We start from the raw sequence: 18,979 nt of genomic DNA, 5'->3' as shown, positions 1-18,979 counted from the left end.
ATAATTTGCTATTAGTATCTTTTTAAAAATATTTACAATTATTTTAATAGGTTATGCAAGAAGTCTATTGATAAAATTCATGCTATTAGTCAAGAAGTAAGCGAAACATTATATCCGGCTCTAGAAGACAATTGCTTAAACTTAATTTTAGGAAAAGATTATAATACTAAAAATGTAACATTATCATTGCCACCGTTTACATTTTTAGCAGCAACAACTTTGTTATATCAAATTCCACAACCATTATTGAATCGTTTTACAACTGTTTTTTATTTTGAAGAATATAGTAATTTTGAAATTCAACAAATTTTAAATAATTTATTTTTACAAGTTGGATTAGTTTTACCAGCTAATGAATTACAATTACTAACAAGTTATATTCGTAATAATCCCCTCACCACTTTGCGGTTATTTTATCGAGTATAGACTATTTGGTTGTTAATTCTCGTTCAATTGATCTTGACTTTTTGACAGAAATTTTAACTAATTTAAAAGTATTTCAAGATGGGTTAGAATGAAATGAAGTTAATTATTTAAAACATATTTATCATCTTTTCCAACAAAAACCAAGTTGGTTTAGGAACATTAGGCCAAATTTTAAATGAACCGCTTTTAACAATTACCAATAATTTAGAACCATTTTTATTAAAAAAGGGCTATTTGTTAAAAACCCCACAGGGACGGGTATTAACAACAAAAGCAATTGAATTTTTAAAAAAATTAACATAAATTTCTTAATTTTTTAAATAACTTAGTTATAATAATAGTTGAAACTAAGGTAAGGTGTAAATATAATGCAAAATCATCAAAAAGAACAACAACAAATTGCTAATTATGTTTTAAAAATGATTAGTTTAAAAACAGTAGATTTAAAGTTATTAAATCGAAATATTACCGAACAGGATGTTATTAATTATTTATTAAAAATAATTTTAGTTGATAAAAAAATTATTGATGTTAGTGATGCTGCTTATTATATTTTTAATATTAAACTTAACCCGATAATTGAATTTATGAATAATCAAAAAATTACTGATCTAGATTTATCGTTAGATGATTTTAAAGATATGTTTATTAAATCATAGGATTAGATAAGAAATAGTGTACAATATATAAAGAAAAGTTGAAAAGTAGAATAGTGGTGTCAAGCGTGGGAAAGAAAGAACAAGTTAAAATAATTAAAGAGCCAAAAGATAAAAGAGCAATAAGTCGATTAATTATCCGAATCGGAACATTAATTGTTTTAGTTATTGCTATGATTGTTGGTGCGCTTTTTTCAGCGGATAGTTTTCGTTATTCATATCAAACAGGAATTGCTTATTCAGGAGGATATCAAGTTCAAATTGATGTTTTTGACAAAAGAGACCCTAATTATTCACCGGATACTCCAAATGGAGATAGCAAAAAAGGTTTAGAATTATTACGAAATAAATTAGATCCTTTATCAAACCAAAATTTATATTTACAAACATTAGGACGTAATTCGGTTGAAGTTATTGTTGGAAAAGATAGGTTTAAATCTTATAATGACTTAAGTAAAATAATTCAACGATTAGGAGCAATTTACTTAACTGATAATAAGGGAAAAGATTTATTAATTAGTGATAATAATGGAACAAAAGAACGAACACCATTAAGTGATGTTATCTATGGTTCAACAACAGGAGTTGACCAAGCACGTCGACCAATTATTACCTTACAAATTAAAAATCAACAAAAATGAGATAGCATTATTAATAGTTTAAAACCAGCAGAAGGAGGCGGACAAGCACAGCCATTATATATTTGAACTGATATTGGTCAAATGATTGATGATTTACGTCATGATATTGATAATATACAAGCAATTGCAACTTTGTTTAGTGTTGATATTCGTAGTAAGGTTTCTTCAACAGATTGAACAAATATTTATCATATTTTTGATGTAGAATATTATGATACAGGGACTGCTTGAATTCAGCATGGAAATTTGTTAGATTTAGCATTACGTTATCCAATTTCACAAATTAGAACATGAATGGAAGATAGTCGTTTTCGTTTTACAACAGTACCGACAAATCGTTTATTAATTGATCCAAATGATAAAAGTGCTACAACAAATGCATATATTGATCCATTGCGACCATATTTACAAACAATTATTGAATATAATAGTGTTTTGACCGAAGCATATAAAAAATATATTATTAATTGAAATTTAATTAAAATTGGAACTGGTGCAGCCGAAAATTCAAATCAAATTACAACATCAACCGAGACAGAAGCTCGTCAAATTAGTAACTTGGTTAATGGGGGGCTAAGTGGACTAGAATTTACTATTCGCGGTTATCGTGAAATCCCACCGGTTGTTTCAACAAATGTGTTTAAAATTTCAATGATTATTTTAGGTGTTTTAGTTTTAGCCATTTTTATTGTATTATTAGTTTATTATCGTTTATTTGGATTAATTGCCATCTTAACTTTATTGTTTACAATTATTTCAACCTTATATTTTTCATCTTTATTAAAGGTTGAAATTTCACCAGAAAGTATTGCCGCCTTAATTATTGCTTTTGGATTATCATTAGAAGGAAACTTGTTGTTCTTTTCACGGTATAAACGTGAGCGGTATGAAAATAATATCCCATTTGAACCAGCAATGAAAATTGCTAATAAACAAACAATTGCTGTTTTTATCGATGCTTTAGTTGTTTTAGTAATATTAGGACTGTCGCTATTTTGAACAGGAACTAATAATATTAAATCATTTGCCACAATTTTATTAGTTGGTTTAATTATTGCAATTATTATGGTTTTTGTCGTAGCGCGGTTAATGTATTGAATTATCATTAAGTTACATTGACAAGAAAAATATCGTTGGTTAGATGTTTCACGATTTTCATTATGAACTTGATTGTTTAAGAAACAATCAAGAAAACTAGCTACGGATGTTAAAGTAGTGGATTCTTCAACAACTGAGCTTCTATCTGATGTTGAAGTAAACCTGCCTGCTAATGCTGAAACAGAATTATCTGCTTCAGCCCCTGTAGAAAATAAAAAGCGTAAACAATTAAAACATGGCAAATGAACCTTTTATAATATTACAAAATGAACCCCAATTGTTGGAATCATTTTATTAATAATTGCCTTAGCAATTGGTTTTGCTGGAAAAGCAAATGTTGCTAATACAATTAAACCAGGAATTAATATTACAGTTAATGAAGACTTGTGAGGAACAGATGGGTCTAAACAAGCTCCAGATGAAGTTGCAATTGCCAAGTTAAATACGCAAATTGAAGAGTATCGGCAAATAACACGTCATAATTTTAGTTTTAATATTTATGTGATTAAACGACAAGATACTGGTAATAGTAACCGTATTTTAGTTATTAGTACAAATATTACGAAGGGTACTTTTGAGCATGAATTGTTATCAAGCATTGCTTCATTTTATGGTGCTAGCCCGAGTGATACATCATTAGCCTTACAACAAACTGATCCAGTTATGGAAGGTTATATCTTAAAAATTGCGGCAATTAGCCTGGCAATTGGTTTAGCATGTATTTTTGTTTATACATTATTCCGCTTAGATTGAGCACAATTTGTTGGAATGGTGTTAGCCGCAATCTTTACGTTAATTGTTACTATTGCAATTGCAATTATTACGCAGTTGTTAATTACCTTTGAAATGTCAATTGCGTTCTTAACGATTTTTGGGTTTGCAATTGCTTTTGGAACAATGGTAATGGTGCGTGCAAAACAAAATAAAAAAGCAATTAATATTCGTGAGTATGAAACATTCTTTGCCTATATGTCAGAACATCGTGCTCAAATTAAACGTTTACGTCGTGCTCATAAAGTTTATTATCAAGAGGAATTAAAAAAATTAGCAGTTAAAAATCCAGATTTAAAATTAAAAGAATTGAAAAAACAATATCGTGACCAATTGCACCTGGTAGAATTGGTGGCAAAAGATATTAAAAATAAAAACCATAAAATCATCCGAGAAATTCAAAAAGAGTTTCGGATCTATAATTATGAACATAACTTTTTACAAAAAGTTGCTAATATTACAATTAAACAAATGCTACAGCACTGTTTAACATTAGGAATTATGTTTGCAATTTTATTAATTACTTTGGCGGCTTTTTCAGGAACACGATTTGGTTTTAATGTTGTTATTTTAATTGGTTTAATTATTGGGATGTTTGCGACATTATTTGTTGCAATCCCAATTTGAATAGCATTAGAAAAATATCGTGCGTTAAATAAAATCCGTGTTAAAAATTACTTAGATTCACAACGTGTTGAAGTTGATGAACAAGTTGTTGTTGGAATTAATGATTAATTAACCAAGAAAGGAATTTTTAAAAATGGATCTAAAAAAGTTTATTGTTGATATTCCTAATTTTCCAGAACCGGGGTTATTTTTCGTGATATTACTCCGTTATTAAATAACGCTTTGGCTTTTAAAACAGTAATTAAGCAATTAGCAGCGTATGCTGTTGCTCAAAAAGCAACAGTAATTATTGCTCCTGAAGCACGTGGTTTTTTGTTTGGTCCAGCTGTTAGTTTTGCTACCAATTTACGGTTTATTCCTGTACGAAAAGTGGGAAAATTACCCCGCGCAGTTATTGATGTAAAATATAGTTACGAATATGCGGCAAATCAATTAGAGATTCATGCCGGAGATTTACAACCAAATGATCGTGTGTTGATTGTTGATGATGTTTTAGCATTGGGAGGAACAGCACGTGCAATGTGTCAATTAGTTAAGCAAGAACAAGCAACAATTGCTGGTTTAGTTTTTGTGATTGATTTAACATATTTGAATGGTAAAAAAGATTTAGATTCATATCCAATTAAAACCCTGATTGAATATTAATGCTAAACGCGATATAATTATAATTATTATAAGAAAAAGGGGTTGTTTATAATGGATCGAGATATTAAATACGAAGAAGTCTTAGCCCAAATTAAGTTGTATATTAAAGATGAAGCAACATTAAAGGAAATTCAGAAAGCATATCAGTATGCTGAAGAAAAACACCATGGGCAAGTTCGCAATAGCGGAGCAGCGTATATTATCCATCCATTATGAACAACCTTTTTTTTGGCACAATGGCGAATGGGACCAAAAACTTTAATTGCTGGGTTATTACATGATGTTTTAGAGGATACTCCTGCTACCTTTGAAGAATTACAAGAATTATTTGGGATTGAAATCGCTAATTTAGTTGAAGGGGTAACCAAAGTTAGTTATTTTGCAAAAGAAAATCGGACACAAATCAAAGCACAATATTTACGAAAGTTATATTTATCAATGGCGAAAGATATTCGCGTAATTATTGTCAAGTTAGCTGATCGTTTACATAATTTAAAAACAATTGGTTATTTAAAACCAGAACGTCAACAAATTATTGCGCGAGAAAGTTTAGAAATTTATTCAGCAATTGCTCATCGCTTAGGAATGAAAGCTGTTAAACAAGAAATTGAAGATATTAGTTTTAAAATTGTTAACCCTGTGCAATACAATAAAATTGTTTCATTATTAGAATCAAGTAATAAAGAGCGAGAAAATACTATTAATCAAAAAATTGAAGAATTAAAACAAATTTTAATTACTGAGAAAAAAATGTCTGTAAAAGTATATGGACGTAGTAAATCAATTTATTCAATTTATCGTAAAATGAATCAGTTTGGTAAAAATTTTGATGATATTCATGATATTTTAGCTGTTCGTATTATTACAAATAGTGTTGATGATTGTTATAAGGTGTTAGGTTTTGTCCATCAGCATTATACGCCATTAAATAATCGCTTTAAAGATTATATTGCTACGCCAAAACATAATTTATATCAATCTTTGCATACTACAATTGCGGCTGATGATGGTCTTATTTTTGAAATTCAAATTCGAACTGAAGAAATGGATGAATTAGCAGAACAAGGGGTAGCAGCGCATTGACGTTATAAAGAAGGGGAAAATTATGATATTGCAAAAAAACAAAAAGATATTGATGAACGATTAGATATTTTTAAACGGATTTTAGATTTAGAAAATATTTCAGTACATGAACGAGATGAAATTCAACAAGAAGTTTATAAACCAGATCATTTAATGGAACAAATTATTCAAAATGATATTTTTTCTTCGTTAATTTATGTTTTAACACCAAATGGGAAGGTTGTAACATTACCATTTGGTTCAACTGTTCTGGACTTTGCTTATAAAATTCATTCTGAAATTGGAGAAAAAACAATTGGAGCAAAAATTAATGGTTTATTTTCACCAATTTCAACTGTTTTAAAATCAGGAGATGTGGTTGATATTAAAACAGCAGCAACCCAAAAACCAAATCATTCATGATTAGTTGTCGCAAAAACATCATCGGCGCTACAAAAAATTAAGAAGTATTTGAAAAAAGAATTAGTTGAAGTAACTAGTGATGCAAAATCAGTTAATTTAGAGAAAATTAAACAAACAAAGGCACAAATTGAAGAATATATTGCAAAAAAAGATTTAAAATGAAAATTAGTTGATTCAGAAACACAATTAGAACGATTACATGCAATTAATTTTAATAATATTGAAGATTTTTTGTTAGATGTTGCTAATGATGAATATACTTTAGAAGAAGCAATTAATTTAGTTTATTTAGATCACGAAACAAGTCAAAATGAAAAAATTTTAAAAAAATTACAAGATAAACAATATAAAAAAGCGCAATTAAAAGATGATATCATTGTCCAAGGTATTTCAAGCATTAAAGTTGTTATTTCACAATGTTGTTTACCAATTCCATATGAAGACATCACTGGTTATGTTTCTAAAGCTGAAGGGATTAAAGTTCATTTAAAAACTTGTCGTAATATTCAAAGCGGTGATAAGCAAGACCGCCAAGTTGAAGTTAGTTGAAATGAAGCAGTTTGTAAAAATAAACAATATGATTGTGCAATTCGAATTGAAGCAATTGATCGGCCTGCCTTACTAGTTGATGTGACAAAAGTATTAAGTCATTTAAATGCATCGGTTCAAATGATGAGTGCTAATGTTTCTGGTGATTTAATGAATTTAACAATTAAAACAATTATTAAGGTTAGTAATGCTGACCGCTTGCAACAAATTCGGTCATCATTATTAGCCATTCCAGATATTAAAGTAGTAGAACGAGTTATGATGTAATTTGTTAATCACTTCAGAATAAATAAAAAATATCATCTTCCTTGTTTTCTTGGTATAATATACTTATAATTATTTAGAAACATGGAGGAGACTATGGCATTAAAGTCTTGACTAAAATTTAGTACTATATGATTTTTAGCAGAAATTGTAATTATTATAGCTGGAGCAGTTGTTCCAACATTAAATCAACAAGTAACAGCCTTAAAACAAGAAATTATTAATTCATTAAGCGTTAAAGGATTAAACCCTAATCCATTAGAAACTTTACAGGGAGATAGTGCTTATAATATTTTAAATTTTTTATTATCATATCGTTCTTTTCAAGCAGTTTTTAGTTTAAATGGATTTGCTCTTTTTAAATTTTGAGTAATTGATTTATATATTTTTGTTCCTATTTTTACATTAATTGCAGTTGGAACAGCAATTTTTGTTATTGTCTTACTAACAAATATAACAGCAGCACATTGAAAATGAAATGTTCGTTTATTAGTTGGTAAATGAATGATAAGGATTGGTGGCTTTACTTTATATCTATCCTTATTTTTAGGATTATTTTTCATTGCTATTGCTGATGGTTTTTCTTTTGTACTGCGTGAAAAACTTTATTGATATAATTTAACTAATGGTCAAGGATTGGCAACTTGAATAAACAATGTACAATATCAACCAAATGTGTTTTCAATATTAGGTTTAATAATTAATCAAAATGGCTTAGGAACGCTTTTTGCGCAAGCACCAACAATTATGCAAGCAGGAGCAGTATTAATTATTTTTGTGATGCCCCTTGCTGTTGCTAATGTTGTGATTGGATTATCAATTCGCATTGCAATTGAATTATTATTACCATCATCAGCAGGACACTGTGGTGGATTTGTAACTCATTTTATGCAATGATTAGGATACATTAATATTTCTTCTCGTCGGGAACTTCGTCAACGCTTAGGAAGCAACATTGGAATGATTTTATTAATGATTGGTTTTATTGTAATTATGATTTTCCCTGCCTTCACGTCAACAACGGGGTATGTTAGAGCTAACTGAATTCTTTTAGTAGTTGCAATAGGATTAATGATCATTAGTTTTATTCCCCTTTATTTTATGTTGTTTTGTTTAGCACGTTTACAAGAATTTTCATATAATTTATTAATGTTTGTTCAAATGCTAACATGATTAGTAATTGGTTTACTTTGACAAACCTTAATGTGAACAATATTTCGCCAATATTTTCAATATCCAGCCGTTGTGCCAGTAATTACAACTTTCTTCTTTGTTAATATTTTATTAGTTTCGTTTTATTTATTGGTTCGAGGATATCGAAAATAGGCTTTTAGTAAGAACTTCTTTGAAATAAAAAAGTTTTTTTCGTTTGGTATGCTATAATCCTATTAATTAATTATGAAAGAGAAGGGAATATTAAAATGACAAAATTTACAGCAAATGCAATTCGAAGAATGTGGTTAGATTTTTTTCGCAGTAAGGATCATTATGAATTATCTTCAGTATCATTGATTCCTGTTGATGATCCGTCATTATTATGAATTAACTCTGGTGTGGCGACGTTAAAGCCATATTTTGATGGGCGAAAAACACCACCATCACCACGCTTGACAAATTCACAAAAATCAATTCGAACTAATGATATTGAAAATGTTGGTTATACAGCACGTCATCATACTTTGTTTGAAATGCTTGGTAATTTTTCAATTGGTGATTACTTTAAAAAAGAAGCAATTATGTATGCTTGAGAATTTTTAACTGATAAAAAATGAATTGGGTTTGATCCTGCCAAATTATATGTCACAATTTATAAAGATGATCAAGAAGCTTATGAAATTTGACGCAATGTAATTGGTTTAAGTGATGAACGAATTATTAAAGGTGATAAGGATACTAATTTTTGAGAAATTGGGACCGGACCATGCGGACCTAATACCGAAATTTTTTATGACCGTGGGGAAAAATATGATCATGAGCAATTAGGATTAAAGTTATTGCAAGATGATTTAGAAAATGATCGTTATTTGGAAGTTTGAAATATTGTTTTTTCACAATATAATAATAATGGTGATGGGACATATACTGACTTACCACGAAAAAATATTGATACTGGTGCTGGATTAGAACGAATTACTTCAATTATTCAAGAAACACCAACTAATTTTGAAACTGATTTGTTTATGCCAATTATTAAAGCGGTTGAAAAATTAGTAAATGGAAAATATCATTATGATGAAACAGCATTGTTTAACAATGATTCAGAACAATTAAAAATTAATACTGCATTTAAAGTAATTGCTGATCATATTCGGGCAGTTACTTTTGCAATTGCTGATGGTGCTTTTCCGGGGAATAAAGATCGTGGTTATGTTATTCGGCGTTTAATTCGTCGTGCTAGTTTATATGGGAAAAAAATTGATTTAACAGAACCATTTTTATTTAAATTAGTGGGAACAGTAGTTAATATTATGCAAGAATATTATTCTTATCTAGTTGAAAAACAACCAATTGTTGAACAAGCTGTGTTAGATGAAGAAAATAAATTTTTAAGAACATTAGAACAAGGAAACAAACTTTTTAATGAAGTTAAAACAAAATATGGTACGATTTCAAAAGAACATGCCTTTCGTTTATTTGAAAGTTATGGTTTTCCAATTGAATTAATTGAAGAAGAAGCACACGAAGCAGGGATTAGTGTTGATCGTGTTGGTTTTGATGAATTATTAGAAAATACGAAAACAATTTCACGTACTAATCGAAAAGATATTAAAGCAATTCATTTACAAAGCGAACTTTTTACCAAGTTAGATGTTGCTAGTCAATTTGTTGGTTATGAACATGAACAAGTTAATAATACAGAAATTGTCTTTATGTTTGCTGATGATAAACCAGTCACAAAATTAACTAATACAACAGGATATATCATTTTAAAAGAGACACCATTTTATGCTGAAAAAGGGGGACAAGCTGCGGATCACGGATTAATTTTAAAAGACAATACGACAGCTTATGTTCTTGATGTACAACAAGGGCCAAATAAACAGCATTTACATTTTGTCAAAGTTGAAGGGACACTTAAGATTAGAGATTTGGTCAATGCGTCAATTGACAGTGATCGTCGTTTTTATACGCGGAAAAATCACTCAGGAACACATTTAATTCATTCTGCTTTACGAGAAGTGTTAGGAAACCATGTTATGCAAACTGGTTCTTATAACGATGATGAGCGTTTACGAATTGATATTACACATAATCAAGCAATTACACCAGCGGAAATTACAGATGTAGAAGCTTCTGTTACAAAAGCAATTAAGGCTGCAATTCCTTGTGAAGTTATTTATACTGATATGCAAACAGCATTAGATGTGCATCATGCTTTAGCTTTTTTTACAGAAAAATATGATGCTGAGGTTCGAATTGTTAAATTTGGTACTTATTCTTGTGAACTTTGTGGAGGAACCCATGTGACTAATTCACAAGATGTTGAAGATTTACTAGTAACTGGTTTGGAATCAAAAGGAGTTGGAACATTTCGAATTCATGCTATTACCTCAAATAAAACAATTGCTAGTTATCTAAATGAACAATTTTTAAAAGAAAAAACTGAAGCAATTAATTATTTTGATAAGTATAATCAAGGTAAAAAAGCATTACTTGACCAACGTTTAGAGCAAACTTGAGAACAAATTAGTAATTTAACTGTTTCAAAAACAAACTGAAAACAGTTAAAAGAGTTAGTAGCACAATTTAAAGAAGATTTTAAACATTGACAAAAACAATATGATAATATTTTAATTCAACAATTTGTCAAACAATATAATATCTTGTTACCACAAACTAAAAATGGAATTAATGTTTTAACTCATCAATTTACAGCAAAAGTTGATATTAATGCTTTAAAAGTGTTAATTGATGATTATAAAGTTCGATATCAAAACTTACTAATTTTTTTCGTTGATGTTAGTGATGAAAAACAAGCCACATTAATTGTTGGTGTTAGTGATGATTTACACGATCGTTATCAAGCTGGAAAAATTATTCAACAATTAAATCCATTATTAGGTGGTAAAGGTGGCGGCAATAATAGTGTTGCTCAAAGTGGTTTTAACAATAAAGACAAAACTTTACTTGTTAAATTATTTGCTGACCCGCTAGAATTTTTAAAACATCACGGCTAAGTATTATTTAGGAGTTGATGTTGGTAGTAAAACTCTAGGCTTAGCAACAAGTCGGGGACTGATTGCGACTGGGTATGGTGTTTATCGCTTTCCAGAAAATGATTTTGCACAAGCAGCGCAATATTTAGCGGAGTTAATTACAACAAACCAATTTAGTGATATTATTATTGGCTATCCAAAAAATATGAATAATACAATTGGACCTCGTGCTTTAATGGTTAATGATTTTGTTGATATTTTAAAACCATTATTAGAAGCAACGATAACAATTCACTTAGTTGATGAACGGTTAACAACACGTCAAGCTCATAAAATAATGTTAGAAGCAAATCTTTCGCGCCAAAAACGAAAACAAAAAAAAGATAGTTTAGCAGCGCAATTAATTTTAGAAGCATATTTACAACAGAAATAAAAGAGAATGACTCTTTTATTTTTTTAATGTCTAATTATACAAGTATTGATATCAAAAGCAAGAAAAAAATGATATAATTTTAGAAAAAGAATTTATTGACGGTTATAATTTAAAAATTTGAGGTAAAATGATGGCTAGTAAGAAATTGAATGAAACAAAACAATTACAAGAAGTTAATAATAATTTAAAAATAAATGTTAATGAAACAATGCTTATTAAAATTTTAACTAAGTCTTGGAAAAAGTCAGAACCATATTTAAAGTTAATGGAAGAATATAAAAATTTGAATTCAAATAGTGCAATTGATTGAAATCAACGTTATGAAAAAGAATATGAAAAATTTGTTAAATTATTATTAGGAGAAAATGCACAATTTAAAAAAACCTCAAGTAAAAAATCATCATTATTTAAAAAAGAATTGGCAAAAAATGCAACGAGTAGCAAGAAAACAATGGGACTAAATCCTAGTCAGTTAAGATTATTGTCAAAACGAAAATTATCGCGAGTTGAAGACTTATTTCCATCGCGAGTTGTTCGTGGTTATCAAGCATCACAAGAAGCAATTGAATCAGAGATAAAACAACCACGTCAAGCTTTTTTAAATAATAATGAATCTGTTTTAGCAAATTTGCCAACCGAACAAGTTGTTAAGAATGAACTAACCTTAGATGAGAATATAAAGTCTGATAAAGTATTTCCTTCATCAGAAGAAACTGAAAATATTATTAGTAAGTTAAATCCAAATCAGCAACGATTAATCCGACAACGCAATGAACATTATGGACGATTTCAAAGTCAAACACAAGGTTCAAAAAATGACAGTCAAAACAAGGAAACAATTGAATCATTAAAAGGATTTAATGAACAAGTGAAAGAACATGCAAATAATTGAGGATTAAATCAAAATCAATTACAATTGTTATCACGACGAGATAATACTAAACATGATTTTAATCCATATTCAAATCGAGCGCGAGAAGGTTATCATCCAGAAGAAGATTATTCTTTATCAAATCGGGATCTTAAATTACGGTCATTAGATGAAATTAAAGATCAAATGAATTTAAGTAAAAATCAATTAGAATTGTTGTCACGTCGGAATTCACATCCTTCAGAGTGAAAACAACATATGCAGCAAATCACACATAAAAAAGATAAAAATGAGACACCAATTGTGATTAATCCGGAACATGTTATTAAAAAACGTGATCAAATGGTCAAAGAATCATTATACCGTAGTTTAGGAAAAACTAAGAAACAAATTGGTGGTAAATATATTCGTAATTTTATAAAAGAAGAATCAAAACGAAAACCAATTTTTAAAACTGATCTTTATTTAGAACCTGATATTACTAGACAAATTAATCCATTAATGATAAAACCATCAAAGAAGATTAAGTCAAAATTATCAGTAGAAAAAAATGAAGCAATTGTGCCAAATTTAACTTTCACAAATGCAATTAGTAGTAAGCAAAAGCAACCATTCTTGAATGGAGCTAGTCAAAATAGTGTACCTACTAAAACAATAGGGGCTAGCAATAATCAAATATTAATTGAAAAAACACAAAAAAATAAAAATGATTATATTTCAATTATTGATCCTAAAAAACGTCCTAATTTAAAAAAGTTAAAATATGGTAATGATTATGAAAAAAATAATGATAAAGTTTCTAATTTAAAAATAACAAAAAAACAATCTAATTTAATAGCAGAAGTAAATAATCAAACATTTATTCCTACTAAAAGAAAAGACACAGATTTGACTTTATATACACAGAAAGAATTAAAAGATTATCAAATTGATTATGCTGATTCGACAAAAACACCTGATTTAACAGTTGATTTAACGGAAAATCAATACACTTATGCAGGATATCATCCTCGTGAAATTCGTGAAATTCATCGGCGTCAGTTAGAACAACTTCATCAACGTTTATTAAAAGAAAAATTAATTCAAAAAAATATGCGTAAAGAACGGCGTTATCAAAAAAAACTTAATAATAAAAAAGTAAAACCTAAACCATTACCACAGATTTTAATTGAAAAATATCGTGCTGAAGGAAAAAAGGTTATTGATGGCTTTTTAGTTGAAAACTCTAATAATGAAAAGAGTGAAACAATAAGTAGTAACAATAAAGTGGTGAAGAATTAACAATGGAAAATAAAAAAATCACAACAGCCGAATTAATTCGTAAATATTTTGATGAAGTTGTGACATCAAGTGGCATTGATCCTCAGAAAAGACCTGATGTGGCTTTACAATGAGCGCGAGAGAAAGAATTATGAGCGCAAGAGGCAGATGCTATTGTTCAAAAACAATTATTACAAGCATTAGCAAATAATAATAAAATTCAAATACAACAAGTACAACGTCAACAAGAGTTAGTGCTTCGTGATTTACAACAAATTAGATTAAATGAATTAAAAAAACGAGAAGAATATTTGGCTACATTATCAAAACCAGTTAAATTACCAAAGATAAATAAAAAAATATTAAATAGTGAAGTTACTGGATTAGAATTGCAAGCAAAGCCAGTATTTAAAAATAGAAATGACATTAATAAAATTTCAACAGCAGAAGATAATTATGGCACTATTTTTATGCGAGAAATTGGTCGTGCATTGTTAGATGAATATAATATGTATCATCAACCACAAGAACAAGAATTTTCGCTGCTATCAACTGAAAAATCAATAAAAAGTAAGAGACAGCGTTATCTTCACAAAAAAGGCCCAAAATCACGCTGATAATCTTTAAGTTAAAAAAAGATATATTATTATAAATAATTTATTAAAAAAAGCAAAATTTTTAGTAAAAAAACTTTAAAAAAGTGCAAAAATTTTATATAGTATATGTAAGTATCAAAAAACGAGAAAATAGATAAAAGAGGAATAGAAAATGGCAAAGGAAAAAGACTCAGAATCTGTCGTAACTTCTCGTGTCAATTATGGAAACATTATTGATTCTGATCGAGATACAACAGAACTAATGGATAAAAAATTAACGCCAGCAACAATCAAGGTTTTATTGGGACAATTAGATGAAAATAGTGCCGAATACCAAGCGTTAAAACAAAAATATGTTAACGAAGTTGTTGGAACTAAAAAAACAGGTGTTATTCGTTTAAAGGATAAAAAAAGAAATACTTGAGAAGAGCAAAGAGCTAAAAGTAAATTTATTGATTATAGTTATCGGGTTGAAAAAGAAATTCCTGTTTTGCAAAGATTAAAGAATCATAAAGCAAAACAAGCAGTTAGTAAGAAAGCAGGGTCAAAATCAAAGCCTTTCTTACCACAATTTTCACCAGTAATGTCACTATCAGAAGAAATAACAATTACTACCGAGCAAACGAGTATGCCGAAGAAAATGTCTGTTAAAAATGCCAATTCTAAAACAGAAAATTTAATGAAACCGCCATCAAAAGATAGTGAGCACATTAATGACCAGTTTTCTACTTTCTCAACCTGAAATCATTTTGATGCTAATCAGGTTAAAAATAAATTAGAATTATCAAACTCGTTTGAAGACGAACCTAAAACAATTATTTGTCGAAAAGAAACAGAAGAAGTAACAACAATTCGTCGTGATTTACGGCCAATCTTGGCACAACAAATTTCTCAAATTAAACGGAATGGTTTATCAATTGTTGATTTTGTTGTTGATCCAAATGATAAAATTGAAATTGAAAAAGGAGATGAAGAAATTCTTGTTCGTTTAATTAAACAATCACCAGTTGAAATTAGTTTAAATGAATTTGCTGAAAAAGATATTACTCCGCCAAAACCAAAGCCAGTTAAAATAATTCGGACAGCAGAAGATCCATTATCAATTGAAGAACGATTAATTTTACGATTAGAAAATAAAAGTCGTTTTCAGAAATTGACTGATGCAGAGCAAACACAATTAGAACAATTAAAAGCAACTTTTGCTGCAAAACTAAATTATAAACAAAGAAAAAAAGATCGAGAAACTGCAAGAGCAAAGAAAGCGATTAATAATCAAACAAACAAAGTAATAACTGATGAACAAGAATTATTGTTTGATGAAGATCTTTACAAAAAAACAAATTATAATCATCGTTATGATGAAACAAAACGGCCAAATATTGAAGAACGATTAGTTTATGATCAAAAAATGACGGAATATTTATTTGAAGTTCGACGTCAATATGAACAAGGATATAATCGTCAAATTTCTCAAGAATTAGCTGATTTTAATCGAGCTATTAACTTATCACGAGCAATTAAAACTAATGATGAAGAATTAAACGATGCAATTTTAAAAAACCGTAGTGAATCAATTCCCCTATTACGTAAGCATGTTATGCTATTAAACCAAAAGCAATATGCTGAAATTAAATTGCTAAATAAACAAGTGCTTAAATATAAAGATACAAAAGGAAACCTTGAAGAGTTTATTAAACGTCAAAAGGAATTCCGACGGTTATTAAGAATTCGCGATGAAGTTAAAGAAAATCGGCAACTTTTAATTGAATCATTACGAGTGCAAGCAAAACTAATGCAAGACGCACGTAGTAGAAAATAGTGTATTAATTATTAATTATCACCTCGTTAAGTATTAACCAAATATTTATAAACCTTAAGGAGATAGTAGGTAACGAGAAATGATAAGAGATATAAAAACAGGGCATCTTTTTTACGTAATGGAAAAATCATTTGCATTGATTGGATGGACCCCAATGAAATGTTTTTTGCAGGTAATGCACAAGATAAAAATCATTTTCTTAGTTATAATGTTTATACTGAAGATAATGTTACAGAAGCATGTAATAAAAAAGAATATATTTTATTAGTTGGCAGAAATTAAAGCCCCATTACTAGTAGATGGGATTCATGTTCGGGTACAAGAAAAAATCTTTGATTATCAAGAAGCTTTAGCACGGCGATATAATGAAGAATTAGTTGAAAAATTAACAGAAGAAGATGAAATTCAATATCGATATGCGCATCAAAAACGAACTAATCATTTTTGACATCGTAAGAAACCATAGGTTTCTTTTTTACTTAATTTAAAGAAGGAGAAAATAAGATGTTAACATTTAAAAAACGACGTTATTTAGTTAAAATTCGACAGGAGCTTGGTTTACCACCGTTGAATTGAAAACAAGAGTTATATTCTGAGCAATATCATGGCTTTGATAAGATTATTGAACGATATGTTCGGACTGTTAATTATATGTGATATTTTAAAAATGTTGCTTTTTATGATGATTTTAGCCGTATTACATATTATTTTCCACGCTTAATTTTAACGCGAAAAAATCTTTATTTTTTAAAAATCAAAACATTATCTGAACCAGTAACAACAACATTAACAACCCCAATATGAGAGCAAAGGAAAGCTTTAATTACTTCGCCAATTGTAACACAACAATTTATGATTAATCGGATGGTTAAATTACTTGATGCAAAACAATTTTTACGTACTGCTATAATTAATTTGGTTGTGATTAATAGTAAAGAACCATTTATTGTTACTGACTTGGTGCCTTATAATAATATTCAAATAATTAATCAGCAAGAAATGCATTGAAGTGATATAATAAAACATATTGAAAAAAACGATGATTTAACGATTGATCTTTTTGCCGATGAAACAATTTTAATGTTACATCATTTGTTAAGCGAGCATAGTCATCGCCATAATTATCGGTTACAAAAAAGTAGTTTATTTTGTTTATATCATTATATTTAAAGGAGTATGTCACGTGTCAAAACGCCAAGAACGCATTAATATTATTAATTTGTTATATCGTCACTTTGTTTTACAACATGATGTTTTAACAACAAAACAAGAAGCATATGATTTCTCACAAATGGTAACAACTTCTACGGAAACAATTCAAGTTGAGGAAATATTAGCAAATCTATCAGATATTATTGCGAAAATTAATCAACATTTAAAACCAGGATGAAATTTTGCTCGCTTAAGTAATTATCATAAGGCTGTTTTAGTATATGGAGTTTATGAAATTTGTTATCAACAATTAGCAAAGGCAATTGTCATTAATGAAAGTTTAGAAATTTTAAAATTATATGGCGAAGATACTGATTTTAGTTACATTAATTCAGTCTTAGATCAAGTTTAATTTCTAAAATATAAGAATTAGTTCATACAAATAAAAATGGATATTTATATACTTTTTTTATTTTTTTTTGGTAAAATTTTCTGAGCGTATTTATTAATTAAAACTGAATAAATATAGCTAGGAAAGGGGTAACCTATGAAACAAGTAGTTATAAAGGAACGCAAAGCAATTGATTCACCAAAACCACTAGTAGAAGTAGTTGATGTTACAAAAAAATATAAAAATAAAGTTGCTTTGAATAACGTTAATTTAGTGATTAATCCAGGTGATCTCATTGGGGTAATTGGAGCCAATGAAAGTGGTAAATCAACATTAAGTGAAATTGTTGGTAGAATTCGCCAACTAACAAGTGGTAAAGTACATCGACAAGAAAATTTAACAATTGGTTTACAATTCCAAGAATCAAAATATCCAATTGGGATTTCAGTAATGGATATGATTAAATACTATTTAAATACCTTTAATATTCCAATGAAAGATGGGCATTTACGTGAATTGTTACGAACATATCAATTAATTGGAATGGAAAATAAATTTGTTGAAGGTCTTTCTGGCGGCCAACAACAACGATTAAATATTTTATTATCAGTAATCCATGACCCAGACTTAGTTATTTTAGATGAAATTTCAACTGGGTTAGATATTGAAGTTCGATCAGAAATTTTTCACTTTTTACAAGAGAATATTGTTGATAAAGGAAAAGCGCTGTTTTTAGTAACACATATGATGAGTGAAGTTGAAGAGTTTTGTGAAAAATATATTTATGTTCACAATAGTCAAATTAAAGAAGCTGGTCAAGTCAAAGACATTGTCGCAAAATATGGTTCAGTGCATAATTTTACGTGACAAATGTTTGAGAAAAATAAAAAAGCTGATTTAGAACAACAATATCAAGCTGTAGTTAAAAAAGCAAAAACAAATTCACGGGTTAATAAAGTTGATAAATGGATTTGCTTTTAAGCAATGTAAAGTAAAGATGCAAATAGGACAATTCACCCTTATTAAGTCAATAATATATTTTATTATTAAAAATTGCAACTATTTTTTCAAAAAAAATATTTTTTTAAATTATGTAGTTATTTCAGCACCACGAAAAATGATTTTTGTTAAAAATCTA

Annotated in this window: 18 protein-coding genes; all 18 read left to right on the top strand. The window is 28.7% G+C overall.

Features of this window, described 5'->3' with window-relative positions; translation table 4 throughout:
- The first annotated feature begins 30 nt into the window (after nt 1–30).
- The 18 genes from EHU54_RS01365 (at nt 31) to EHU54_RS01280 (ending at nt 18,822) form a co-directional block, all read left to right on the top strand.
- Complete coding sequence (locus tag EHU54_RS01365; RefSeq protein WP_400248529.1) at nt 31–426, top strand: hypothetical protein; 396 nt, start codon at nt 31–33, stop codon at nt 424–426.
- 5 nt (nt 427–431) lie between these two features.
- Entirely contained in the window at nt 432–629 is a 198-nt protein-coding gene (locus EHU54_RS01360; protein ID WP_400248523.1) for a hypothetical protein, read from the top strand.
- Nucleotides 541–729 (top strand): Holliday junction DNA helicase RuvB C-terminal domain-containing protein, encoded by a 189-nt coding sequence (locus tag EHU54_RS01355; RefSeq protein WP_400248527.1) that lies wholly within the window; start codon nt 541–543, stop codon nt 727–729. Before EHU54_RS01360 ends, EHU54_RS01355 begins: the two co-directional genes overlap by 89 nt.
- 65 nt (nt 730–794) lie before the next feature.
- Nucleotides 795–1,085 (top strand): hypothetical protein, encoded by a 291-nt coding sequence (locus tag EHU54_RS01350; RefSeq protein ID WP_400248522.1) that lies wholly within the window; start codon nt 795–797, stop codon nt 1,083–1,085.
- Between the two features lie 65 nt (nt 1,086–1,150).
- A complete protein-coding gene (locus EHU54_RS01345) occupies nt 1,151–4,327 on the top strand; it encodes a protein translocase SecDF, variant type (RefSeq protein ID WP_400248521.1) in 3,177 nt (1,058 codons plus the stop codon).
- A 114-nt stretch (nt 4,328–4,441) separates the two neighbouring features.
- Nucleotides 4,442–4,864: an adenine phosphoribosyltransferase gene (locus EHU54_RS01340; RefSeq protein ID WP_400248520.1), complete on the top strand. Its 423-nt coding sequence runs from the start codon at nt 4,442–4,444 to the stop codon at nt 4,862–4,864.
- Between the two features lie 51 nt (nt 4,865–4,915).
- The gene (locus tag EHU54_RS01335; RefSeq protein ID WP_400248519.1) at nt 4,916–7,165 is read left to right on the top strand and encodes a RelA/SpoT family protein; all 2,250 of its coding nucleotides are present in this window, start codon (nt 4,916–4,918) and stop codon (nt 7,163–7,165) included.
- Between the two features lie 93 nt (nt 7,166–7,258).
- Nucleotides 7,259–8,488: a motility-associated protein Scm1 gene (scm1, locus tag EHU54_RS01330; protein ID WP_400248518.1), complete on the top strand. Its 1,230-nt coding sequence runs from the start codon at nt 7,259–7,261 to the stop codon at nt 8,486–8,488.
- A gap of 95 nt (nt 8,489–8,583) precedes the next feature.
- Nucleotides 8,584–11,340, top strand: coding sequence for an alanine--tRNA ligase (alaS, locus tag EHU54_RS01325; RefSeq protein WP_400248516.1), 2,757 nt, complete (start codon nt 8,584–8,586; stop codon nt 11,338–11,340).
- A complete protein-coding gene (ruvX, locus tag EHU54_RS01320; RefSeq protein ID WP_400248525.1) occupies nt 11,330–11,752 on the top strand; it encodes a Holliday junction resolvase RuvX in 423 nt (140 codons plus the stop codon). The genes alaS and ruvX overlap by 11 nt, the downstream gene beginning before the upstream one ends.
- 130 nt (nt 11,753–11,882) lie before the next feature.
- Nucleotides 11,883–13,904, top strand: a complete 2,022-nt coding sequence (locus tag EHU54_RS01315; protein ID WP_400248515.1) for a hypothetical protein — start codon at nt 11,883–11,885, stop codon at nt 13,902–13,904.
- A 2-nt stretch (nt 13,905–13,906) separates the two neighbouring features.
- Nucleotides 13,907–14,503, top strand: coding sequence for a hypothetical protein (locus EHU54_RS01310; RefSeq protein WP_400248514.1), 597 nt, complete (start codon nt 13,907–13,909; stop codon nt 14,501–14,503).
- A 148-nt stretch (nt 14,504–14,651) separates the two neighbouring features.
- On the top strand, nt 14,652–16,298 hold the full coding sequence (locus EHU54_RS01305) for a hypothetical protein (protein WP_400248513.1): 1,647 nt from the start codon (nt 14,652–14,654) through the stop codon (nt 16,296–16,298).
- 144 nt (nt 16,299–16,442) lie between these two features.
- Nucleotides 16,443–16,580 carry a hypothetical protein gene (locus EHU54_RS01300; protein WP_400248512.1) on the top strand — a complete coding sequence of 46 codons (138 nt, stop codon included), beginning with the start codon at nt 16,443–16,445 and terminating at the stop codon, nt 16,578–16,580.
- Complete coding sequence (locus tag EHU54_RS01295; RefSeq protein ID WP_400248510.1) at nt 16,567–16,764, top strand: hypothetical protein; 198 nt, start codon at nt 16,567–16,569, stop codon at nt 16,762–16,764. The genes EHU54_RS01300 and EHU54_RS01295 overlap by 14 nt, the downstream gene beginning before the upstream one ends.
- 38 nt (nt 16,765–16,802) lie before the next feature.
- Entirely contained in the window at nt 16,803–17,468 is a 666-nt protein-coding gene (locus tag EHU54_RS01290) for a hypothetical protein (protein WP_400248509.1), read from the top strand.
- Between the two features lie 13 nt (nt 17,469–17,481).
- A complete protein-coding gene (locus EHU54_RS01285; protein ID WP_348734924.1) occupies nt 17,482–17,862 on the top strand; it encodes a transcription antitermination factor NusB in 381 nt (126 codons plus the stop codon).
- Between the two features lie 135 nt (nt 17,863–17,997).
- Nucleotides 17,998–18,822, top strand: a complete 825-nt coding sequence (locus EHU54_RS01280; RefSeq protein WP_400248508.1) for an ATP-binding cassette domain-containing protein — start codon at nt 17,998–18,000, stop codon at nt 18,820–18,822.
- The last annotated feature ends 157 nt before the right edge of the window (nt 18,823–18,979 follow it).

Source organism: Spiroplasma sp. ald (assembly GCF_044714355.1).
Classification (GTDB): Bacteria; Bacillota_I; Bacilli_A; order Mycoplasmatales; family Mycoplasmataceae; genus Spiroplasma; species Spiroplasma phoeniceum.
This window is presented reverse-complemented; position numbering and strand designations above follow the sequence as displayed.